The organism is Chryseobacterium sp. L12 (genome assembly GCF_056133985.1).
Genome location: NZ_JBVYOF010000030.1, coordinates 22,668 through 47,635, shown reverse-complemented (window position 1 = coordinate 47,635; position 24,968 = coordinate 22,668). Strand labels below are relative to the sequence as shown.

The 24,968-nt window shown below is 34.6% G+C and carries 18 protein-coding genes; 6 read left to right on the top strand and 12 right to left on the bottom strand.

What is annotated here, in order from left to right; genetic code table 11:
- The first annotated feature begins 60 nt into the window (after positions 1–60).
- From AC0NBN_RS15585 to AC0NBN_RS15565, 5 genes are all read left to right on the top strand, one after another.
- Entirely contained in the window at positions 61–300 is a 240-nt protein-coding gene (locus AC0NBN_RS15585) for a hypothetical protein (RefSeq protein WP_160811701.1), read from the top strand.
- A 38-nt stretch (positions 301–338) separates the two neighbouring features.
- Entirely contained in the window at positions 339–1,616 is a 1,278-nt protein-coding gene (locus tag AC0NBN_RS15580; RefSeq protein ID WP_160811700.1) for a hypothetical protein, read from the top strand.
- A gap of 11 nt (positions 1,617–1,627) precedes the next feature.
- Positions 1,628–2,197: a DUF6705 family protein gene (locus tag AC0NBN_RS15575; protein ID WP_160811699.1), complete on the top strand. Its 570-nt coding sequence runs from the start codon at positions 1,628–1,630 to the stop codon at positions 2,195–2,197.
- A 211-nt stretch (positions 2,198–2,408) separates the two neighbouring features.
- Positions 2,409–2,585, top strand: coding sequence for a hypothetical protein (locus AC0NBN_RS15570; RefSeq protein WP_160811698.1), 177 nt, complete (start codon positions 2,409–2,411; stop codon positions 2,583–2,585).
- Positions 2,586–2,591: 6 nt separating this feature from the next.
- On the top strand, positions 2,592–3,161 hold the full coding sequence (locus AC0NBN_RS15565) for a DUF6705 family protein (protein WP_160811697.1): 570 nt from the start codon (positions 2,592–2,594) through the stop codon (positions 3,159–3,161).
- 214 nt (positions 3,162–3,375) lie between these two features.
- On the opposite strand, the gene argS is transcribed toward AC0NBN_RS15565, so the two are convergent.
- From argS to AC0NBN_RS15550, 3 genes are all read right to left on the bottom strand, one after another.
- The gene (argS, locus tag AC0NBN_RS15560) at positions 3,376–5,136 is read right to left on the bottom strand and encodes an arginine--tRNA ligase (protein WP_160811696.1); all 1,761 of its coding nucleotides are present in this window, start codon (positions 5,134–5,136) and stop codon (positions 3,376–3,378) included.
- 87 nt (positions 5,137–5,223) lie between these two features.
- Positions 5,224–6,822 (bottom strand): SusD/RagB family nutrient-binding outer membrane lipoprotein, encoded by a 1,599-nt coding sequence (locus AC0NBN_RS15555; protein ID WP_160811695.1) that lies wholly within the window; start codon positions 6,820–6,822, stop codon positions 5,224–5,226.
- A gap of 5 nt (positions 6,823–6,827) precedes the next feature.
- Entirely contained in the window at positions 6,828–9,755 is a 2,928-nt protein-coding gene (locus AC0NBN_RS15550) for a SusC/RagA family TonB-linked outer membrane protein (protein WP_160811694.1), read from the bottom strand.
- A 125-nt stretch (positions 9,756–9,880) separates the two neighbouring features.
- Here AC0NBN_RS15550 and AC0NBN_RS15545 point away from each other — a divergent pair, with 125 nt between their 5' ends.
- The gene (locus tag AC0NBN_RS15545; RefSeq protein ID WP_160811693.1) at positions 9,881–10,465 is read left to right on the top strand and encodes a ribonuclease HII; all 585 of its coding nucleotides are present in this window, start codon (positions 9,881–9,883) and stop codon (positions 10,463–10,465) included.
- Positions 10,466–10,697: 232 nt separating this feature from the next.
- Here AC0NBN_RS15545 and pckA read toward each other — a convergent pair whose 3' ends face one another.
- The 9 genes from pckA to AC0NBN_RS15500 form a co-directional block, all read right to left on the bottom strand.
- The gene (gene pckA / locus AC0NBN_RS15540) at positions 10,698–12,314 is read right to left on the bottom strand and encodes a phosphoenolpyruvate carboxykinase (ATP) (RefSeq protein WP_143885659.1); all 1,617 of its coding nucleotides are present in this window, start codon (positions 12,312–12,314) and stop codon (positions 10,698–10,700) included.
- 129 nt (positions 12,315–12,443) lie between these two features.
- Complete coding sequence (locus AC0NBN_RS15535; RefSeq protein WP_160811692.1) at positions 12,444–13,346, bottom strand: GYDIA family GHMP kinase; 903 nt, start codon at positions 13,344–13,346, stop codon at positions 12,444–12,446.
- An 8-nt stretch (positions 13,347–13,354) separates the two neighbouring features.
- Positions 13,355–14,230, bottom strand: coding sequence for an ACP S-malonyltransferase (gene fabD / locus AC0NBN_RS15530; RefSeq protein WP_160811691.1), 876 nt, complete (start codon positions 14,228–14,230; stop codon positions 13,355–13,357).
- 54 nt (positions 14,231–14,284) lie between these two features.
- The gene (locus AC0NBN_RS15525; RefSeq protein ID WP_160811690.1) at positions 14,285–16,000 is read right to left on the bottom strand and encodes a LysM peptidoglycan-binding domain-containing protein; all 1,716 of its coding nucleotides are present in this window, start codon (positions 15,998–16,000) and stop codon (positions 14,285–14,287) included.
- A 37-nt stretch (positions 16,001–16,037) separates the two neighbouring features.
- Positions 16,038–17,621 (bottom strand): bacillithiol biosynthesis cysteine-adding enzyme BshC, encoded by a 1,584-nt coding sequence (gene bshC / locus AC0NBN_RS15520; protein ID WP_160811689.1) that lies wholly within the window; start codon positions 17,619–17,621, stop codon positions 16,038–16,040.
- 12 nt (positions 17,622–17,633) lie between these two features.
- A complete protein-coding gene (locus AC0NBN_RS15515) occupies positions 17,634–19,574 on the bottom strand; it encodes a putative porin (RefSeq protein ID WP_160811688.1) in 1,941 nt (646 codons plus the stop codon).
- Positions 19,575–19,669: 95 nt separating this feature from the next.
- Positions 19,670–20,488, bottom strand: a complete 819-nt coding sequence (locus tag AC0NBN_RS15510; RefSeq protein ID WP_160811687.1) for a hypothetical protein — start codon at positions 20,486–20,488, stop codon at positions 19,670–19,672.
- A 19-nt stretch (positions 20,489–20,507) separates the two neighbouring features.
- Positions 20,508–22,082, bottom strand: coding sequence for a RagB/SusD family nutrient uptake outer membrane protein (locus AC0NBN_RS15505; RefSeq protein WP_160811686.1), 1,575 nt, complete (start codon positions 22,080–22,082; stop codon positions 20,508–20,510).
- A gap of 19 nt (positions 22,083–22,101) precedes the next feature.
- The gene (locus tag AC0NBN_RS15500; RefSeq protein ID WP_160811685.1) at positions 22,102–24,951 is read right to left on the bottom strand and encodes a SusC/RagA family TonB-linked outer membrane protein; all 2,850 of its coding nucleotides are present in this window, start codon (positions 24,949–24,951) and stop codon (positions 22,102–22,104) included.
- Positions 24,952–24,968: the final 17 nt, after the last annotated feature.

The window sequence follows — 24,968 nt, the reverse complement described above, 5'->3', positions numbered from 1 at the left end:
TTATTTTGCATTTTTGTTTTCAGAATTTTTTATATTTAAACCTTTAAAAAACTACAAAGCATGAAGAAAAAATTATTTCTCAGGCTCTGCCTGATTCTTGCGGTCGGTGTCTCGGCATTCTCCTGCCGCACCGAAGAATTTCATAACGAGGAAGAGGCGCACGGCAGTACCCAATTCAGATTAACTAACCAGAGAATTTCCCTCAATGAAGCCAAGCACAAAGCTAAGCTTTTTCCAGAGCTTGAAAAGGCAAAAAAGGAATTGCTGCTTTCTCGAAAGTCAATGCAAACGGACGGGTAATTGATTACGGCAACGGAGTTTCCATAGATACCGATTATGTGATCTATATTGAGAATGGTCCCAATTATCACACCTACACCTTCCATATCCGGCGGGATAATGCTCCTGCAGATGCTCCCTTAGAAAACCTTCTGCTGGCTCCGCTTCCCGATGGTACCTACAAAGAGATGCTCATTACCTACACTCTTACCGAAGCAGAAAAAGCAAAGCTTCAGGCAGGTTTGTTTGTAGATACCCGTGGCAAAACAGAGGTTACCAGACTGGAGAACGGAACCTTCAATGGAAGCAGTCAGCTGGCGAGGCAGGTGTGTACTACCTCATCCTACAGCTATTGGGAAGCCTGCAGCGGCAATCAGCAACATGACGGCTCCAACTACGAAAGCTGCCCAATTTATCAGAAAAAGGAAGAAGGAACGCCGCCTATTTTTTATACGATTATCACCACTACGTGTCTGGAGCAGAATGAGATGATCATTACGCCTATAGATCCTCCTAACAATGGCGGGGGAAGCAGTGGCGGTGGTTCGGGCGAAACGGCTCCGCCTCCGGCAACCACTCCGCCGTGTACCACCCCTTCTGTTCCTACCAATCCGCAGCCGGGCTTTACGGATGAGAACGGCTGTATTATAGGTATTCCTACACAACCAATTGTAAAACCGCAGACACCGTGTAGTAAAATAAAACAGCAAAGAGAAGATGAAAATTTTTCTAAAAGAATTGATACTCTTAAAACAAAGCTCACATTGAAAAAAGAAACAGGTTACATTCAGAAATGGAGTGGATCTTATGAGTATAAAGATAATGCTAGTGCTACAAATGATGCAAATTCACTAAGTTTGCCCAATGTATTTACAAATACATATATTATGGGTTTTATACATACCCATGTAAATGATTACGAATATGTAGACGCAGAAGGATATGGAGTAGGAAAGAAAGGCATCAAAATGTTTTCTCCTGCTGATATGGTATATTTTATGGATTTGGTAAAAAATGCTAAAGATAATGGGAGGCCATTAAGTGATGTATATGGAATAATGGTTTCAAGCCTTGGAAATTACCAAATACGTTTTACAGGAAATGAATATCAGATAAAAACTTTTACTAACGCTCAAAAAGAGGCTTTTAAAGGTCCATTTATTGATTTTATTTCTAAAAATAAAAAAATGAGTTTAGAATTAAAATTTCTTAAATTTATTGATGAATACATGAATCTGAAAGGAATATCTTTATACCGAATGAATACTGATGGTACTACAGAAATCAAACTCAATGCTGACAAAACAGATATTATACCAATTAATTGCCCTAAGTAAAAAAGAAAATTATGAAACATCTACTATTAATATTGATTATTTTTTCTATTTCGTGTAATGCTCAAACCATTTCTTTGGAACAAGCTGTAACATATGAACAACAAACAGGAACCATACCTCAAAGCACGACCTATATAAAGGACATCAATAATTCACTAAATAAGTATATAGGGACATGGAAAGGATATTTAAATGGAAATACTTATGAATTTAGTTTTATTAAAAAGGAAAATGTAGGAGGATATGATGTCAATTGGGATTTGTTAGTAGGAAGATTGAAAGTTTTAGATTCTAGTGGAAATGTAATTTATAATACATTTAATGAGCAAGATGATTTAAAAACTAAATTTAAAGGAGATAATTTCCAATCCGATTTAAAAGCTTATAAAATGTATTTCGTTGGAAATAGTGTAGGATGTGCTGAATATGGAGATGTTTATTTAAGAATACAACCTTCTACACCTTCGCAAATGACTATTATTATGCTTCCTGATAATGATATTGTCGTTGAAGGAGTTTGTCCTACGAATTTTCAGCCAACAATACCATATAAGCAACTCATTCATTTAACAAAACAATAATAAAAAGGCTGTTTCTCTAATTGTGAAACAGCTTTTTCCGTTTTAATCTCAATGTGGTAAATAGCAGAAGAGGGATAGCAATTAAACGACGTATATGGAGTAATGGTATCTGGATTATGAATTACCAAATACGTTTTACAGGAAATGAATATCAGATAAAAACTTTTACTCCCGAACAAATTAAAACACATAAAGAACCATTTAAATGATTATGAAACCCTTTTTGAAAGATGCTGCAAAATTGGAACTAGCAATACTAAAATATATGGATGAAAAAATGAATTTAAAAGGATTGACATTATATAAGATGAATGATGATGGTACAAACACTGAAATTAAATTAAATACTGATAAAACTGATACTGTAAAAAATAATTGCCCTAATTAAAATATTATGAAAAGAATTATATCAATAATTACAATCTTGTTTTCAATTTCCTGCAATTCTCAAGTTATATCTTTAGAGCAAGAAGCCCAGTGCTTAGAAAATTCAGATTGTCCACAACAATATTATGCAAAAGACATAAATAATTCATTATCAAAGTACATTGGTGTCTGGAAAGGAGAGTATAATGGGAAAAAATATGAAATAAAGTTTAATAAGAGTCTATCCGAAAACTTTTTAGGCTATAAAAGTGATATACTCAAAGGAAGATTGAAAGTTAGCTCATTAGATGGACAAACAATCTTTTTTAATAATTTGAATGAAATAGATGATGAAAAAACTAATTTTTCGGGATTGTCATTTACACCCAATTTAGTAGAATACACGATGTTTTTTACAGGTACTGCAATACAAGGTTGTATAAACGATGGAACTTTATATTTAAAAATAAAATCTAACAACCCTAATCAGATGACCGTTTTTTATTGGTCTGAAAAGGATACTGTAGTAGGAGAATGTTCCAATACTTTTTCACAAACATTTCCTGAAAAAAAACTTATTCACTTAACTAGACAGTAAAAAAAATTAGAATAAAGATGAATGAAGAAGTCTCTCAAGGTTTAAAACTTGTCAAGACTTTTAACAATAAATTGTTGGAAAATGCGATTGAAAAAGCATTTGAACGGCATGAACTCAATACATGGACATCTGCTAAAATCTATGGTATTCCTGTCAATCAGCAGTTTGAGATAAAAAGAACAAATCCTCCCAAATTTTTCAGGAGGATTATTTGTTACATTCTGTTTACGGTTTGTATCCCGAGTAAATTTAATGACTTTCTTATGGTCTGTGCGGTGAGATTGGATAAATTCAGACGCATCTGCTTTATGTTTTCATCTTCCTGGCTCAAAATCGGGTTGCTTTGATAAAAAGAATTATAGGTTTTCACCAAATCATATACATAGTTGGCAATTAAAGCTGGGCTTAAGACTTCTGCTGCTTTTTCCACCGTCGGTTTATAATTGCTAAGCTGCATCACAAGTGCTTTTTCAGACTGGTCTAATTCGACATCTGAAATTTCTCTGTGAAGATAATTGGCTTTTATCAGCAACGACTGGATACGCGCAAAAGTATACTGGATGAAAGGACCTGTATTTCCGTTAAAATCAATACTTTCTTCAGGATTGAACAACATCTTTTTCTTAGGATCAACTTTCAGCATAAAATATTTCAGAGCGCCAATTCCTACGCTTTCATAATTTTCTTCTTTCTGTTCATCCGTTAAATTTTCCAGCTTGCCCAATTCTTCAGCTTTAAGCTTTGCAATATGATGCATTTCCTGCATCAAATCATCGGCATCAACAACTGTTCCTTCACGGGATTTCATTTTGCCATTAGGTAGTTCTACCATTCCGTAAGATAGATGGTATAGCTGATCTGCCCACGAATATCCGAGCTTACCTAGAATTTTAAATAAAACCTGAAAGTGATAATCCTGTTCATTTCCAACCGTATAAATCAGTTTCTGAATATTATTTTCTTTGAAACGCTCTACTGCAGTTCCCAAGTCCTGCGTCATATACACCGAAGTACCATCTGAACGAAGCAGTAATTTCTGGTCTAAACCTTCATCCATTAAATCACACCAAACAGAGCCGTCTTCTTTCTGATACAAAACTCCTTTCTCCAAACCTTCCTTGATAAGGTCTTTTCCTAAAATATAAGTATTGCTCTCATATTGTACCTGATCAAATTCTACTCCCAGTCTGTTGTAAGTTGCATTAAAACCATCATATACCCATGAATTCATTTCGTTCCAAAGATTTCTTACTTTTTCATCACTATTTTCCCAATCGAGAAGCATCTGTTGTGCTTCTTTCATTAAAGGAGCCTCTTTCTTTGCCTGATCTTCCGAAATTCCCTGAGCTACAAGTGCTGCAACTTCCTGTTTGTAATGTTTATCAAATTCAACATAGTAATTCCCGACAAACTTATCACCTTTTGTATTTCTTAACTCCGGAGTTTCTCCATTCCCAAATTTTTCCCAAGCCAACATCGATTTGCAGATATGAATTCCTCTGTCATTGATGATCTGTGTTTTGATTACATCATATCCTGCTTCTTCAAGAATCTGCGAAACGGAAAATCCTAATAAGTTGTTTCTTATATGTCCTAAATGTAATGGTTTATTGGTATTCGGTGAGGAATATTCAATCATTACTGTTGCATTTTTCTTTTCTATATTTGAAAAGTTTTGAGCAATGCTCTTAAGTTGATCAACAAAAAAATTATTCTTAATTTTTACATTTAAAAATCCTTTTACTACATTGAAACTTTCCAGCAGATCGGTCTGTTCAGTCAAAGCCTGTCCCAGTTCAACCCCGATACTTTCAGGATTTTTCTTCAGCTGTTTTACCAAAGGAAAAGTAACAATGGTAAAATCGCCTTCAAATTCAGTTTTATTTTCCTGTATTTCAAGATGTATATCTTTCAGCTGATAAACGTTAAGAATAACTTCTGCAAGCTTTTGTTCTATTATATTTTTAATATTCATTATAGTTCTAATTGATACGCAAATATACGGAAATAAAAAAACCGCACTAAGGCGGTTTCAAGGGATATTAAACTTTGTTAATAGATTTTAATTGGTATCCCAGATAAGTTTTGTGTCCATTTTATCTCCTCCGATTGCACTTGAAGCTGACTGATAGTTAACAGGATTCAAAGTCTGAACGGTAGTAGGATAAAACAATCTTTTTGGAAGATCGGTTAATCCTGCAATTAGAGAGGTAAAAGTATAGGTAGTACTTCCGCCGGAAGCAACATTAAGAGTGCCCGTCTGTCCCGGTAAAAGCAATGTATTCGGATAGCCCGTTCTTCTGTATTCTGCCCAAGCTTCATATGGCTGCATAAATAAGGCAATATATTTTTGTGTTAATACATTTTGTTGAGATGCAGGAGGTAATGTATTGATATATGCTGTAATATCTGCAGCAGGTACACCCCATCTTTCCATAGAAGCTCTCACTCCGTTTACGTAGTTTGTTTGTGACCATCCATTCGCTTCAGCTAGTAAAAATTGTACCTCCGCATATTCCATAAGAATTTCTGTATAATCTGGTTTCAGAATATTTTTACTGAAGAAATTTGCAGTAGAAGCCTGACTTGGAGCCAAAGAACTTGGAATTCCGTAAGGCATTCCATTGAAATCATTAGGATCTGTTGACTCTATAAGTGATCCATCTAATATTCTATTCTTAAGAGTTCTATTTGTTCCATCAGATTCTTCTGCCGGACTTAATTTTGACTTGCTAGCAAATTTAAAAAGCCTAGGATCTAAGCCAAAATTACCTGTATTTCCTTTCAATAAATCTACAAACGTTTTAGAAATTGCAAAATCTGATCTCGATCTGAAATCATTGTATAAAGGAGACGGATTTACAAGATTATTTTCATATTTCAGGCCTACAGTATCATCATTTGATGTCATGACACCGGAAGCAATGGCATCCTGTATATGCGCTGCTGCTTCCGGAATTACTCCTTTCACTCTGGTTGCAACACGTAACCTTAAAGAATTTGCAAACTTTTTCAGTTTTGCTCCCGATCCAAACAAAACATCTCCCTGACTAAAAATAGCATCATTTACACTAATCATTTCAGAAGCTTCTTTCAGCTCATTCAAAATATCCTTGTATACTTTTTGCTGGCTGGCAAATTTTGGCTGAAGTGTCAGATCAATATTCAGAGCCTGAAAATCAGGATCTTGATTTCCATAAGAATAGTACGGAATATCCCCAAATGAATCTGCCAAATTAAGGAAGACATAGGATAACATCACTCTTGCTGCTGCAATCTGGTTTTCAGGAGGCCCATAATTTGCCATTTGCAGTTTAGTCTGCGGATCTTCATTCAGATCTATAATCGTTTTATAATCTTTTGCTACACGATAAGAGAAACTCCACAATGCATTTCCTGTTGTAAGTCTGTACTGATACCGGTCTTCTTCTGTATAAGCTCTCTGAGCAGAATATTGTACCCACGGAAGCGTAATCCTTGCAGATTGCCACTGGTCACGTGTATTATCCATCAATTCTTTATTAGCACTATTAAAAACACCGTAGCTTAAAGGTCTTTCTGTAGAATTGGGATTGATATCAATCTCATCAAATTTATCTGAACAGCTATTGGTACCAAAACCTAATGCAATAACTGACAATATTATAACTATTTTTTTCATTTCACTTAAAATTTAAAATTAACATTGATGCCGTAAGTCCTTGTAGAAGGTAACGATCCACCTTCCAATCCCTGAATATTACCTGAACCATATGAAGTATTTTCAGGATCAATTCCTTTATTGGACAAATTCCAGGCAAATAAGTTTCTGGCAAAAGCAGAAATTCTTATTCCTTGTATCGCATTACCAATGATAGATTTAGGAAGGTCATATCCTAGTGTAATATCTCTTAGTTTTACATAACTTGCATCAAATACATTCTGGGCATCAACAGTGTTATAGTAAGTTCCGCCCCATGTTGGAGCATCTAATAAAATATCATTAACAGAACCGTCTTCTTTTACACCCTGCAAAATAACTCCAGCTTCTCTGTTTCCGCCTAATGCTGACTCTTCAAGCATTCCGGAATACATTCCCCACATGTTGGTTGTAGAAAAATACTTTCCACCCTGCTGAATGTCAATCAAAAATGATAAACTTAAAGATTTGTATCTCATCGTATTTCTGAAGCCCATATTGTAATCAGGAAGAATAGATCCTAAAGATTTTATTTCTGAAGCTTTATAAAAACCATTTTCGTCAACTACTCTATTTCCATTTGCATCATAAACATAGTCTGTTCCCAAAATACTTCCGTAAGCCTGACCAACTTGTGCAACAAGTTGTGCTCTGAACGGAGCGTTGGTTAATACCTGATTTTGTAAATCTTCATACAGGCTTACCAATCTGTTTCGGTTTCTGGCAAAATTCCAAGTTATGTCCCATGAAAAATTATCATTTCTTATCGGTACTATATTAACCATCGCTTCAAGTCCTTTATTGGTCATTTCACCTGCATTTATGGTTTTGAATAAGAAACCTGTTGAAGGATCAAGAGGAAGAGGAATAATTAAATCTTTTGATTTCACATCATAATAGGTAACATCAATTCCTACTCTGTTTCTGAACAATCTTGCCTCCAAACCGATTTCCTGAGTTATTTTAAGTTCTGGTTTTATATCCGGGTTTCCTTTTGTGTTTGGATTAGAGTAAACAGGAGAACCACTGAACGGAGAACCTATATTAATAAAAGTTCCTCTTGCATAAGGATTAGTGCCGTTCGCAATGCTAGACCAACCGGCACGAATTTTACCGAAAGACAACCAATCTGCCTTAAGAACATTTGAGAATACGAAACTCCCGGTAACCGAAGGATAAAAACCACTATCATTAAGCATAGAATACCAGTCGTTTCTTCCTGTAGCCTCAAGGAAAAGCATATCCTTATAGCCCAGTGATGCAGAAGCAAATAAACTTTTTACAGCAGCATGGCTTTCAGCATTTGATGCCAAAGAGTTTTCTACACCATTTACAAGATTGTATAATCCAGGAATGATAAGACCACCCACCGTTGTTCCGTCTAGGACGCTTGTTTTGTTGTCTCTAATATTGAATCCTACAAATGAATTTAAGCTAAAATCTCCGAACCTGTTGTTGTAATGTGCTCTACCTTCGTAATTAAACTCAGAAACTGTTCTTTTCTGAATTGAATAATTTGATATTGCCTGTGAGCCTACTGCAATTCGAGAGCTGATATTCTGTGAATATACATCAGCATATACTTTCCCTGCAAAATAGAAGTTCTTATCTAAGTTGTAAGTAAGACCTGCATTACCAAAAAATCTTTGTCTGGAATCGGCTGAGGTATTCTCGTTAATTGTCCAGTATGGATTATCAGAGTATAAAGGTTGGGGATCATTCCATGCTGATCTGTTCCATGTTCTTTGGCTTCCGTCTGCAAGTTTATAATCTTTCAGCTTATTAAAATCTAAATTTCTCTGACCAAAATGATAAAACTTCTGTGCTACCGAATTATCTCCATAACCTATTTCAGGTCTGTTGAAACCCTCTGTGTGCACATAATTCATAATTGCCTCTGCTCTCAGCTTTTCTGACAGCTTGGAATTAAGATTGATGCTGAAATTATCTTTTTTAACTTTAGAATTAGGTACAATTCCTGAGATATTGGTATTGGTATAAGACAATCTTACATTCGTATCTCCAAAAGATTTTGCTACTGATAAATTGTTTGTATACGTAACTCCTGTGTTGAAAAAAGAATCTACATCATTTTTAGGCGCAACCCATGGTACTGGTTTCAAATAATCATTGGAAAATTCCGGATCAAACGCATACCAAGGCAAGTACATAAGATTAGGATCGTATCTAGGGCCCCAAGAAGCGTCTGTTTCATACTCCTGAATATTGTAAACCTGTCCGTTGATAGTTGCTGTTGGCAAAGTATCTGAGTAACCACCACCATAAATATTCTGCAATTTAGGACGAATGTAAATACTTTCAAAAGCTAATCCGGTATTTAACTGAATATCAGTTCTTCCTTTTTTAGCAGACTTAGTGGTGTAAAGAATCGCTCCGTTACCCGCTCTGGAACCATACAGAGCCGCAGCCGGACCTCCTTTCAGAACAGTAACACTTTCTATATCATCAGGATTAATATCAAATGATGCATCTCCATAATCTCTACCACCCGCTCCTCTTTGTGTATCAACATCATTTACATTGGAATTATCTAGCGGAACACCATCCACAACAATAAGCGGTCTGTTTTCTCCGGTTATGGAACTAATCCCTCTCATTGTTATTCTGGTAGAACCTCCCATCGTACTGGGAGCAGTAACCTGCACACCTGCAACATTTCCAGACAAAGCACTTACAGCATTATTTTGTCCGGCATCCGAAATTATATCTCCTTTGATTTCCTGGGCAGCGTATCCTAAAGCCTTTTTTTCTCTCTTAATTCCCAGAGCAGTAACAACTACACCTTCAATTTCCTGAGTTTTTAAACTATCGCCGGGTTTAGTTTCTTGCGCTTGGGCAATGACGAAAGAAGAAGATAGTACTAAAACTAGTACTCCTGTTGTTAGTTTCTTCATATTTAATATTAATTTTGTGTGAACAAAGTTGTAAAAACTTTATATACAAAACTGCGAAAGCTTTAAATTATTATTATTTATTACATAGTATGGTGATTTATGTTAAATAACAAATGTTAAAATTTATGGAATTATTAAGAAAATGGTCAGAAAATTATATAGAAGCCGGTTGTGATGAGGTCGGACGTGGATGCCTGAGCGGACCAGTTGTCGCCGCAGCCGTTATTTTAGACGAAAAATTTGAGCAAAGACTTGTTAATGATTCTAAAAAATTAACATTCAAAACCCGAATGGAACTTGACAGCTATATAAAAGATAACGTAAAATGTTTTGCAATTTCTGAGCTTCCGCCTTCTTTTATTGATCAGCATAATATACTGAATGCCAGTATACATGCCATGCACAACGCATTGGATCAGCTTACCATTCGTCCTGAACTAATTCTGGTTGATGGAAATAAATTTCACCCGTACAATTATATTCCTCATCAATGTATTATTAAGGGTGATTCAAAATATTTATCCATTGCAGCGGCTTCTATACTTGCAAAAAATTATCGTGACAAACTAATGATGGAACTCCATAACGAACATCCTGAATATGGCTGGAACACCAATTTCGGATATGCTACAAAAAAACATCAGGACGCCCTAAACAAGTATGGAATAAGTAAACATCACAGATTATCTTTCAGATTAAAATATGATTAAATAATCACAAAGTGAATTATTAATCTCAAAATAATTCATAGTAAAATTTAAAATGATTCTAAATAAAGCGAATATAATAAAGAAATATAAAAGAACTAAGATAAAACAAACTGAAATTCAGTAGATTATTTATAACTAAGGATGTTTTTATCTGTACAGGTTGCTATTTGGTAAGAATCAAAATTAGTACAAAAAAAATCCGCTTCAATATCTGAAGCGGATTTTACAATTATTAAATCGTTTGTTTTTGTAATTGAGGACCTGAAGCAATAAGCTTTTTCGCTTCTTCGTTATCGCAATACTGCTCAAAGTTCTTAATATATTTTGCTGCTAAGTCCTTTGCTTTTTCTTCCCATTCTGCTACATCGGCATACGTGTCTCTAGGATCAAGAATTCCCTCAGAAACATTTGGTAATGAAGTAGGAATCTGAAGATTCATAATAGGCAATGTTACTTTATCTGCGTTCTCAATTGATCCGTCGATGATCGCATCAATGATCGCTCTTGTGTCTTTTAAAGAAATTCTTTTTCCAGTTCCGTTCCATCCAGTATTTACAAGATATGCTTTAGCTCCGTGTTCCTTCATTTTACCAATTAAAGTTTTGGAGTACATTGTAGGATGCAGCGTCAGAAAAGCTTCTCCAAATGCTGGTGAAAAAGAAGGTTCCGGTGCTGTAATTCCTCTTTCAGTTCCTGCAAGTTTTGAAGTATAACCGCAAAGGAAATGGTACTGTGCCTGATTCTCGTCTAGTACAGAAACCGGAGGCAATACACCAAAAGCGTCAGCAGAAAGATAAACAATTTTTTTAGCGTGACCTGCTTTTGAAGGAAGTACAATCTTATTAATATGGTAAATAGGATAAGATACTCTTGTATTTTCAGTAATAGAACCATCAGAATAGTCGCAGATACCGTTATTCACTACCACATTTTCAAGGAGAGCATCTCTTTTGATCGCTCTGAAAATATCTGGTTCTTTTTCAGCAGATAAATCAATAACTTTTGCATAACATCCGCCTTCATAGTTGAAAACACCGTTATTATCCCAGCCATGCTCATCATCGCCAATTAAATACCTTTTAGGATCAGCAGATAAGGTCGTTTTTCCTGTTCCTGAAAGCCCGAAGAAAAGAGCAACATCTCCATCTTCTCCTACGTTTGCAGAGCAGTGCATAGACGCCATACCTTTTAGCGGAAGATAATAATTCATCATTGCAAACATACCTTTCTTCATTTCTCCGCCATACCAGGTTCCCCCAATTATCTGAAGTTTTTGCGTAAGGTTGAACATCACAAAATTTTCAGAATTCAATTCCTGTGCTTCCCAGTTCGGATTGGTGGTTTTTGATCCGTTGATTACAGTAAAATCCGGCTCGCCATAATTTTCCAGCTCATAATGCGAAGGACGGATAAACATATTGGTAACAAAATGTGCCTGCCAAGCTACTTCTACGATGAATCTTACTTTAAGTCTTGTATCTGTATTAGTTCCGCAAAAAGTATCTACCACATAGATTTTTTTTGCAGATGAAAGCTGATCAAGAACTAAATCTTTGCAGGATTCAAAAATTTCAGGAGTGGTAGGAAGATTTACCTTTCCGTCCCAGAAAATAGTATCTTTTGTAACATCATCCTTCACAATGAACCTGTCTTTAGGCGAACGGCCAGTGAAAATCCCTGTCTTTACAGATACTGCTCCCGATTCTGTAACTTCAGCTTTTTCAAAACCCTGATTTTCAGGTGAAACTTCGGCTTGATATAATTCTTCGTAAGAAGGATTATAAATTAATTCGTAATCTCCTTTAATCCCTAATTTTTGTAAATCCTGGATGATTTTAGCGTTTTTCATTTTACTTATATTTTCTGTTTCTTTTTGCTGTTTAAACAAATTAATATTAACTAATTGTTAAACGTTGATAAATATAAACATATAAGCGAAAATGACAAATAAAAAATATAAGATTTATATTATTGAAAATCAAATAATTAAATCATCCCAATTGAAAATAGCAGTAAAACCTTTGCCCCAAAAATAGTCCTTATAACCGCTAAATTTAGTACTCATTACAAAATCTCCTCCCCAAGCACCTAAACTTTTGATAAAAACAGGACAATCTGCAAAAAAAATGGACTTAACTGTCGGAATTTCAATAAAATCGGATATTTTTTGTTCATGTAACATCATTAGCTGAGAAAAATTTTCCAATTCATTACATAACAAAATTTTTCTTGTGAGATCAGAAAATTCATCAATTAAAATTTTTGATTTATTTTTTGATTTATAAAGATTAATTCCTTCACGGCTGTCCTGTTTCTGATTAAGATGTATAAAGATAAGCTCATCTTTAAATACAGGACTATAATTAATCTTTTCAAAATGAATTTTTGGTTTATTCTGGAAAAGAACAGCAGATTTTGAGTATGCTACCGAAATGTCATACCCACTTCCGCCCAAACTGACTTCGTTCAACTTAAAAGGATCAATTTCCGCCCATTCCGCAAGATTATTCATAAGTGTGGAACTGCTTCCTAATCCATAATCAGATGGGAACTGAAGATTTGTTTTAAAAAAATAAGTATGCGTATTCTTTAATTTCGTTTCAGAAAAAATCTGAACATTTCTGAGTGTTTTGAGAATAAACTCTGCATTTGAAGGAATATTGGTTTCTAAAACCTGCCAATTTTTATAATCAATTTTGGTTTGCAGCCATAATTGATTCTGGTGGTAAGCTTCCCAATAAATTATTGAATTTCCGTCTTCCTTTTCTTCAAAAAAAAACTCTTGTCCCAGCTTTGTTGGTACAGCCAGAACAAGAGCTCCATCTACAGCGAAATATTCTGAAGTAAGCATCAGCTTTCCCGGTGAATACAGCTCGCCCATGATATATTTTATACTGCAGAAGCTGTCATTGCTTCGCTGTCAATTTTTTTAATAAGTCCCTGAAGGGTTTTCCCCGGTCCTACTTCCACAAAATTAGTAGCTCCGTCTTTAATCATGTTTTGTACAGATTGTGTCCATTTTACAGGACCGGTTAACTGTGCAATAAGATTATTTTTAATCTGGTCTGGATCTGTAACGGCTGTTGTAGTAATATTCTGATATACAGGAATAGTAGGTTTTCTAAATTTGGTATTTTCAATTGCCGCTGCAAGTCTTTCTTGTGCCGGTTGCATCAAAGGAGAGTGAAAAGCACCATTTACCGGTAAAAGCAATGCTCTTTTTGCACCTGCTTCCTTCAGCTTTATACAAGCTTCTTCTACAGCAGTCGTTTCTCCAGAAATTACAAGCTGTCCAGGGCAATTATAATTTGCAGGAACAACAATTCCGTTGATTGAAGCGCAGATCTCTTCCACTTTTGCATCATCAAGACCTAAAATTGCAGCCATAGAACTAGGATTTGCATCACAGGCTTCCTGCATTGCTTTTGCTCTTTCGGAAACCAGCTTCAGCCCGTCATCAAAAGATAAAACACCATTGGCTACCAATGCCGAAAATTCTCCTAAAGAGTGTCCTGCTACCATTTCTGCACCCAAACCATTAACAGCCTTTAAGGCAGCAACAGAATGTATAAATATTGAGGGCTGAGTAACCTCAGTTTTTTTAAGATCTTCATCTGTTCCGCTGAACATCAGCGAAAGGATATCGAAACCTAAAATCTCATTGGCAGATTCCATCAAATCTTTAATGTCTTTGCGAGAATCGTACAATTCTTTCCCCATTCCCACATACTGTGACCCCTGCCCAGGAAATACAAGTGCTTTCATTTATTAATTTAAAAATTAGTACAAATATAATATTTAAGTAAAACTACTTCCAAACTATGGAACAAGTCTTATGATACGAAAACCTTTATTGATGTATGCACCATTGGACTTTGTTCTCACAAATTCAAATTTTGTAGCAAGCTGCGTCTGAACTTTGTTGATCTGCTTAAAGATTTCTCCTTTTTTATTTTCTCTTGTAAGCATATCATTTACGACATCAAAGCCGATAATTGCATATTTACCCGGAGTTTTACAGTATTTTTCTCTGTAAGCTGCTAAAATTTCTTTTTCAAATCTTCCGTCAGTATCAATCTTCCGGTCCATAAGATAAACAAGATTTGCCTGACTCAGCTCATCTACTTTTTTATCAAAACTAGGAACAGAGTACATACTAAATGCTTTTATACCCTGAACTTCTTTGGATAGAGCAATCACTTTATTAGCAAAGGCTTCCCCAATATTTTCATTATCACTCGCCAATATAGCAATAACAGGCGCAGACTGGCCCGTCATCATATTTTGATCCAGCTGTATATCTGCAGCAGAATTCACGACAATGATGTTAGGATTTTTCAAATTCTTTTCCAGATCGGATTTCAGATAATTTGCATTTTCTTTTTTAGCATCTGATACAATATATATTTTCTGATCAGAATAGGCAGCCTTTACTTCTTCAGCTATTTTATCGGCATAAGTCTGGTCTGTAGTTTCCAGAATGATAAGATTGCTGTAACCATATAGTTCTGAAGAGTTGGCAAAAGGTGCTACAACAGGAATTTTCTGAGTCTTGGTAAAGTCTAATAGATCAATAACATTCGACTTGAAAAACGGGCCTATTATTAAATCCGTATTATTCGGATTAATTTGAGAAAGAGAACTCTTAAAAGAAGCTTCATTACCGGAATCTACAATTTTGACATCTAATTTTTGACCTCCCGAAGCATTTCTTTCTATAGCTAATTTGGCACCTGTAAGAAAATCAACTGCCATTGAACGGTATTGTGTTTCGTTGGTACTATATCCGAATGGAAGCATCAAAACAACACTTAAAGCATCCCCGCTTTTCTTGATATAAGCAGGATCAAGCTTTCTTATTTTCAAGATCATTCCGGTCTTTAGTCCTTTTGCTAAATCCGGATTGAGTGCGATAAGTTCGTCAATAGAGATGCCAAATTTATTCACAATAGAAAAAACAGTATCTCCCTGTTCTACAGTATATGTTGCGTATTCATCCTGAGAAGAACTGCCTGATAAAACAGAAGATTTTGAGCTGTCTGAATCTATTTTAGAATTATTATTCGTAATACTTACCGAAGGAGCGTCCATTGGCGTTGCTGATGCAATAACCGATGAACCTCCATATTTTTTTATATTATCAAGAGGAAGTGTGATTTCATCACCAATTTTCATGTGAGAATCCAGATCAGGATTCAATTTTCTCAATTCAGCTTCAGAAATTTTATATTGTTTGGTAATGCCGTAAATAGTCTGCTTAGGCTGAAGAATAATTTTCGCCAGCTGTGTGGTTTTATTCGGGATTGCAGAGTTTCCAGAACCAGCATTTCCACCTGGTTTTACAACCAGAATGTCACCGATTGCGATTTTTCCGTCTTTAGTTTTCGGATTAAGTTTCAGCAGTTCATCTACCGTAAGACCATATTTTTTGGAAATATTGTACGGAGTGTCGCCTTTTACAACCGTATGAGTTTTCTGCGCAGACATACTCAGAAACATACATAAACCAGATAATACAAAAAACCTCTTTATCATATTCGACATTATAATTTACAAAAATACTTCTTTAAAATTAAATGGCAACTATTATTAGATTTGAATCTTCTAAGGACATTTCTTCCAGACAAAATTCTAGCCACTGATTACCAAAATCTGCATAAAAAACACTGAAATTGTAAATTCTTTCCTGCCATGATTTAGCCGGATGTATATCTAAAAAGAGCCTTTCAAGACGTTCCAAAAGTTCTTTTTGTTTAATTTTCTCTGCTTTTAATAATCTTTTTTTCATTCTTCCGAAAGATTTCAGCTGTCGGGTTTCTTCGGCTTCCACCAAGTTCCCAAAAGATCTCTCTGTAAGCTGTGCCGATTTTTTTAAATCAGCAAACTGTTGACGAAGTTCGCCTTCTTTACTTTGTAACAAATTCTGAATTTCGTTACCGAATAATATCTTTTCATTTGTTAGTTTAGTAAAATTACCGAAGAAATCTTCAATATTGAGATGCAGTCTGTCTATTTTATCTAATTTTTTCTCTGATAAAAAAAGCATTGAATTTCTAGGTATTAAAATCGGAAAAGGTATGTTAAGCTCAGAAAAATAATCTTTCAGTTCAAGCCAGTACATAATTTCAGCATTACCTCCGATATAAGCCAGATTGGGAAGAATATTTTCCTGATATACCGGTCTCATTAATGCATTAGGACTGAATTTTTCAGGATGATTTTCAAGCTCAGAAAGTAGGTCTTCTTGAGTGAATTTTATGTCTTTGTCAACAATATAATAATCTGTTCCGTCATAATCAATTCTATTTCGAGTATCAGTAAGATAAAACAGGTTGATGTTTCTGGGATTTACCTGTACTTTTCCATACTTTTCTGTAAGGAAATCTACTTTTTCCCTAGATGCTTTTTCAAGGCTAAACTGCGTAAGTTCGTCCTTAAAAATAGTAACCATATGTTGTTTCAGCTCTTTTGAATCGCCATCCACAATCAGCAATCCAAATTGGGAAAAAAGCCTTTGAACCAAAGTCTGAATAGACTGCGTTAAAGTATTTCCCGGTTTATAAGCTTCTTTCAGCATTAAAAGCAATTCAGTTCCAAAAATGGTATCTTTAAATTCTTTTTCAAATTCAGAAATAAAAAAAATATCATTTATTTTTATCTTTCCTACAGCTCCGCCACTTTTTTCATTGATTTCGTAGAAACCGTTTTCAGTTTTAAAGTGATTAATCTCGTCAAAATCATGATCTTCTGACGCCATCCAATAGATAGGCACAAAGTTAAAATCCGGAAATTTCTCTTTCAGATAAACGCAGGTTTTGATGGTCTGCAAAATTTTATAGATAAAAAATACAGGTCCTGAAAAGAGATTGAGTTGGTGTCCTGTAGTTACCGTAAAAGTATTGTTTAATGTAAGCTTTTCTAAATTCTCTGTTTGTTTTGCTGAAAATTTGTATTCCGAAAGCTGCTGCTCAATTGTTTCTGCAAGAATCTGTCTATTCTTATCAGAAAAATTCTGTTTAATCTTAATTTGATGAGCAAAATTTTCATCCGAAAAAGTACTGTTTTCAAAGCCAGCAATATTTTTGCTCAAAAAATCTTTGATCAGTTGAGGGATACTGTCGATATCACTGAAAGCTATTTTTTTTACTGTTTTCAACTCTTGATAATTTTAGTTGAACAAATACCAAACAATTCCAATATTCAATCTGAAATCGTATACGGGATAATGAGGAAATGCATATGCCTTATTATGAGAAATTAAAGTTCCGATCTGCTGACCTTCTATAAAGAAAAACATTTTTTTTACTTTCATATTAAAATAAAGATCGGCGATTGGCTGTCCACCAATAGAGAAGGAATCGTTTCCGGGCAAGATATATTCATTAAGAATAGGAAAATATTCTCTTGAAGCAAATTTTGAAAAATAATAGACTTTTAAACCCGCCTGAATTTCAGCAGCATTTTTAAATGCTTTAGACTGAAAGAAAAAATTGGCTCTTCCGATTATTGATGGCATCGGAAGCAATTCTTTGTTGGTAAGAGCATTCTGAAACTGAACTCTCGTATTCAGATGGAATTTTCCGTATGAAAATGTAGCGTCACCACCAATCTGAGAAATATTCAAAGAGTTGCTGCTTTGTCTTGGCTTTGCATCAGAACCAAAATAAGTATAATTATCTATTCTGAAATAATTGGCAAACAATTGAGACTGGAACCATTTCAGATTAACACTACCTCCTATTTCTGTTACTGCCTGATTTTTTGCATCTTCTAAGAAATAATTGAATCCTCTATAAATTGAAGTATTTGCTAAATAATTGAATGACGGATATGCGCTTTGAAAATTAACTTTTGCATCAACAAAATAACCCTTGATTGGTTCAAATTTAACATTATTGGTTGTTTTAATGTAACTGCCAAACTGGCTTCCGTTTGAAAATTCAAGAAATGAATTTAACTGGAATTTATCAAATAACTTTACCTGAATATTCCCTACTGCGCCCAATCTGTTTTCTTTAATTTCAGAAGGTATGTTTAAGAAGGGTAAAACATTTTCTGTAATACCAAATTTTAAATTTTGATGCCTTACTCCAACATCCAGCTTAAAACGCTCATTATCGAAAACGAGACTCAATGTGTTGCTCAGATTATTTGAGTGTTTTTTAGTGGAAAGAGGAAATCCGCCAACAATTTCTGAAGGCAGTTCAAACCAATAATTTTCTACCGCATCCTGATCGTAGTAATACTTGTTCCCTTGATTAAAAATTGTGTGTCTGATTCTGAATGGGAACTTTTCACTATTGAAAGGTGTAAACTGATGACTTAGATAATACCGTCTGTAAGAAAACTGTGAGCTTGACGACTGCAAATTGACCTGTGCATTTTGTCTGTTTCTAAATTGGCGTTCGCCAGATAAGAAAAGGTCATCATCAATTATCCCTCCGTTTTCCTGATTATTAACATTCTGATGAAGGTAATGTGCAAATAACTCATAATTTCCTTTTTTAGAAGTATAATGACCGGAAAATAGAGTATTGTTATTGGCTGCTAAAGAATTTCTATAGAAACCCTGCGAGCGAAGCCCCATATAATCTAAGGAAAAATTAAACTGTTTACCAATATTCTGAGTGTATGTAGACTGTAAGGCAGCTCCATTTCTCATTGCCGTATGATAAATGAATGTCGCTGTCGGGGTTTTAACATCATAGTATTTTACATCTTTGATTCCGATAATGCCATAAGATTTATTTTCAGGCATAAGAGAGAGATTCTGCTCGGCATTTAACTCATAAGACAACTGATTAAATCCTGAACCAATATTGGCAAACTGTACCCTTCCAAAATTATCTCTATTGTTATATTGCGAAAAAATATAGGTTTTCTTAAAAGTCATGACCGTATCAAAGATTTTCTTTTCAGAAAACTGTGTTTGATATTGGTAATCATAAATAGTAGGCTTAAAGATTTTTAATGAATCTTTATTACCTGAATCTATAACTAACGTATCAGACATTTTTTTTTCGAGTCTGTTTGAGTCTGTTTTATTCCTTATAACCTGTGCATTTACGGAAATACTAAGGAAAAATATAATGAAGAAAATGTATTTCATGAATCTTTTTTGTAAAGGCAAAAATAAGAAATAAAAGGAAATAAAAAACCCCGTCGATGACGGGGTTTGTATAATAATATGTTTATAGAAACTTATTAATTTAAAGCTGGCCAGTTACCATTTGATTTTGTAAGCGTAGTTGTTCCATATTCACCGTACGATGTAGACCATCTGAAAGTTAATTGGTTCCCATTAACTACTACGTTACTGATAAAGTGATTATCACCATATTGATTAGCTCCTTGAAAGGAAAGTTTACCACAAAGATCTTGTAACCTAACATTGGAAGCAATAGAAGTTCCGCCATATAATGCTTTATATGCACCAAAACTTGCGTCATTGATTGAGTAAATACCGTCTCCTGCCTGTCCAATAACAACGTTTCCTGTAACTGGAGTTGTAACAACAACCCCTGTGTCAGGTGAGAAGAAGTTTACAGTTGAATATTGATAAGTTCCAGCAAGAGCAGAATCGCAACCAAAAATTAATGATAAACTAATAGTCCCATTATAGTTTGCTTTAGGTACACTTGGTGAAACTAAATCGAATACTAATGTTTTTGCAATAGTTTGAGATAAATTGGCACCATAAACTCTTAGCTTAATAATTCCTAAGTTGCTTCCAGCAGGTATTTGCACCGCTCCATTGTTAAGCAACTCATAGTCTTGATTTTCTACAGCATTTCCACTAACTCTTGCCACTCTAAAGTCAGCTGCATTCTGTAATGGACTCATGGTTCCTATTTTGATATCAAAATCTTTATAACCGACATCAGGCCCTTTTGCTACCGCAAATTCATCTAAAAAGAAAGCTGTAGGAGCACCATCATACATAGTGTTTTCATCGCCATCTTTACATGCAACGAATGCAAATAAAAAGACAAATAAACCTAATAATTTAAATATGTTTTTCATTATAATAATTGTTTAAAAATTAATATCCAGGATTTTGTACGATCTCAGTATTCACATTGGTCTCAACATTTGGAATAGGAAGAGTCCATTTAAAACTAGTTAAAGGCATATTTACTGGATTAGCTGCAGGATAATTTGATGTTAATGAGCTATAATCAGCAGGATCTCTATCCAAACCAGAATTAGCTTTAGTACCCAATCTCTTAATATCCATAAATCTATAACCCTCAAACGCAAATTCTAATCTTCTCTCATCAAGAATCATTTTCCAAGCTGCAGTTTGAGTAGCAGGTGTGGTAACTGTTACCGGTGTGCCAAAACGAGCATCTCTAATAGCTTTGATTGCTGTAGCTACGCCTGCAAAGTCTGAGGCTTGAGCTCTTGCTTCTGCTACAATCATATACATTTCAGATAATCTCATAATTTTAAATGAATTATTGTTTTGATTACTTGCTGTATTAGCCCATGTGTTAGTAGATGTATTTATTCTACCTCCATGTTTGTTAATGATAAGTCTATCTGAATTTCTATAATCTGGAGCAAAAGAATAATCTGGATTAATTGTTGAATCAGGACCAATAATTAAATTAGCTCTAACATCAGCAACAGTAGTAGATAAAGTTCCTGCAGCAAAATTATTTGGATTAAGTTTGTTATGCAAAGCTCTACTAACTTCAAAGAATGGAGATCCCGCTGCCGAAGGTCTTACTGAAAACCAAGCATTATGTAAGTTAGTATCTTGATTATTCTGTTGAACATTTCTTTGAATTCTGAATAAAACTTCAGGAGCAATTGCATCTGTCCAGAAAATACCTCTATAAGCTGCTTTATTAGCTAAAACAAGTCCTGGTGTATTTATTACCTGATTTGCCCAAACCTCTGCATTAGTGTAATCGCCCTTGTATGCAAATGCTCTAGCTTTTAAACCTCTAGCAAAATTTATATTACCATAATTAGGATTTGCAGCTATGCCTGATGTCTGATACAAATTTATTGCAGTGTTCAAATCATTGTGAATGAATGAATAAAATTCTCCGTTAGTATTGCGTGGAAAATCATTTACATCATAAACATAAACTTTATTAGCTATGATTCCAGCTAAAGCACTATCATTTGTTGGATCAGTACTGAAATATCCTAAAATTCTCAAGTGACCATAAGCCCTTAAAGTAAGAGCCTGTGCTTTTATATTAGCAATAAGGTTAGCATCAGAAGTATCTTTAGGTACTATTCTGTCCGCTGCCTCAATAATTCTATTTAATCTAGAAATCCCAGCATAGGTCTCAACCCATATTGTTGATGGGAAATCAGAACCTGTATTTAAGAAGAAAACATATTCTTCATTAATTCCTTGTCCACCGTTTGCAAATCCAATTCCAACTTCATCTGTGAAGATTGACACGGCTTCAGATTCAGTTCTACTCCCCATAACATTAATGGAAGAATTTAATAATAATTGCAAATCAGCACTGCTTAATAGAGCGTCCTCTTCATAAATTACTCCCGGAGCATAGGTATCTAATAAATCACGATTACATGAAGTTGAAGCAAGTAAACCGAGTGATAAAATAGAAAGTTTAAAAATATTTTTCATTGTATTGTTTAATTATTAATTAAAATTTAACATCAATTCCTAAAGTAAATATTCTAGGAGTTGGATATCCATACTGATCAGCTGCTCTGTTACTCTCTGCGTCAAAACCTCTCCATTTAGACCAAGTATATAAGTTTTCTCCTTGAATCATTACCATAAGGCTCTTCACAAATGTTCCCTCTAAAACACTAGCAGGAATTCTATAACCCACCTGAAGATTTCGCAATCTCAAGTAAGAAGAGTCAACCAAGAATCTATCTGATCTCGTTTCAAAACTTCTATTAGATGCTGTATTTGAAGGGATATTAGTATTAGTATTTGTAGGAGTCCAAGCGTTTAACAAATCTTTAGATACGTTAAATTGACCTACATCATCTGGACTATAATATCCAGACAAATCATAATCATATCTATAAATACCTGCAACATAATTGAATGTTGTATTAACAAAAATACCTTTGTAATCAAAATCAAATCCAAATCCACCTACATATCTTGGGTTTCTAAAGTTATATTTTAATGGTTTTAAATCTGCATCTGTTGGATTTTCTGTAGGACTTCCATTTGCACTTTCAAACAATAAATTACCATTATTTGGATTAACACCCAAGTATTTATAGACATAAGGTGCTTGCCATAAAGCTCCGTTTGCAGAATATGTTTGAACAGTAGCACCTGTAATTAGTGGATTTTCAGGTATATTATACACTCTTTCCCTGTTAATGGCTCCATTACCTCTAAGTGTTAGGGTAATATCTCTTGCGGAGTTTTTAATAATGTCATATGCTAAATTAAGTTCCAAACCAGCATTCTTAACATCAATATCAGTATTTCTACTTAGAGATGTTTGGCCTAAGAGTGCACTTTGAGGAAAAGGATAGATAATTTCTTTGGTAGTTTTTTGATAAGCATCAAACTGACCTCTCAATCTTCTTGAGAACAACTCAAAATCTGTTCCGATATTAACATTTTCTGTAACTTCCCAAGCTAATTGAGGATAACCTAAATTGATCGTATATCCTAGACCTGTACCATAAACAGGACCACTAGTAACAGCAAAAGTATTTAAGTATCTTTGAGGGTTAAGTCCATCAAACAAACCTCCTGGAGGTATTCTTTCATTACCCTGAGTACCAATTGACCCTCTAATTTTTAAGTCATTAACCCAACTCACATTATCCATAAAACTTTCTCTACTCACATTCCATCTTGCACCCACAGACCAAAAAGTTCCCCATACATTTTCTTCAGCAAACCGGCTTGTTGCATCTCTTCTAATGTTTGCCACTATTCCGTACTTTCCTTTATAATCATAATCTGCATTAGCAAAATATGAAAATAAATTTTGTCTAGCCTGACTAGCAGATACACGCGGCAAATACAGATCATTTGTACTTACTATATATCCAGTTCCTGTACCTGGCACCCAGGTACGTAGGTTGAGACCATTCTGAGTTTGAGAGGAACTCTGAAGCATATTATTATTAAACTCAAAAGCACCTGTAATTCCAAGTTTATGCTCACCAAATGATTTATTATACTCTAGTTGAGCTAAATTATTAAAACTAAAAATTCTCGAGTTTGAGAATGTTTCAAAACCTCTAAATTCTTGACCAGAAGCAGCAAACAAAAATGAATTGAAAGCATTAGGGTGCTGCCAAACATTATCATTTAAATTTCTATATGTCATATTTGCTCTAACACGTGCAGTTAATGTCGGAAGAATTTTATATGATGCTTCAGTCATTACATCAATCCTTGCTTCATCTGTCGAAGCCTTATAAGTTCTTTCTTTATCTATCAGGAATAATGGAGTAAAAAGCAATGTCTGATTTCCAAGATATTTATTAAAAATCTGTTCTCCATTTTGATATTCATCAGGTGAAAGGTGAGGAGCCCCTTTCATCGCACCCAATGCTAAATTTTGATTTACTCCACCAGTGTTCAAACTTGAAGCTTGAGTATTCCTTGTTAAAGATAAAGCCGTGCCTACTGAAAAATTAAATTTATTATCTTTTGATTTACCATTTAGATTATTTCTCAACGTAAATCTTTTCATACCAGTTGTCGCCAATAAACCTTGTTGATCTAAATATCCAATACTGGTGTAATTGTTTAAATTTTCTGAACCAGCTGACACTGAGAAGTCATGAGACTGTAGAGTTGCAGGCTGAAAGAAATAATCTAACCAATCTGTATCAATTCCATATTCAGCAATTTGAGCATCTGTAAGCGATGAACCTACCCCTCTTCCTAGCCTCTTTTCTAGTGTTAGTAGCTCTTTTGCATTAGCCAAATTATATCTATGCTTTTGTAATGTAGAAACACCAAACTGAGTACTATATCCAAAATTAACACCTTGATTATATCTCCCTCTTTTTGTTCTAATTACAACAACACCATTGGCTCCTCTATTACCGAATTGAGAAAGTGCAGAAGCATCTTTTAAAACTTCCATACTTTCAATATCATTTGGATTTATATTTCTGAAACTCTCACTTCCTCCTGGAAATCCATCAATAACATATAATGGTTCATTATTACCAAGTAATGAACCCTTTCCTCTTACTGTAATACTTGGCGTTGCTCCTGGTTGCCCAGTGCCTGTGACAATGTTAACACCCGCTAATTGTCCTTGCGCAATATTAAGCACATTAGTATTAGGTCGATTATTTATTGACTCACTTCCAATTTTTGCGGTTGATGTTACAGCATTACTTTTCGTTGTTGTTTTATATCCTACAACCACAACTTCTTCAATTTGTTTTTCATCAGGAATAGAATCTCTCTTGCCTTGTTGGGCATTGAGACTTTGAAATCCTAAAAAGAATAGTGCACCAACACTTACAGCTTTTAATTTTACATTCATATTAACAAATTTTAATA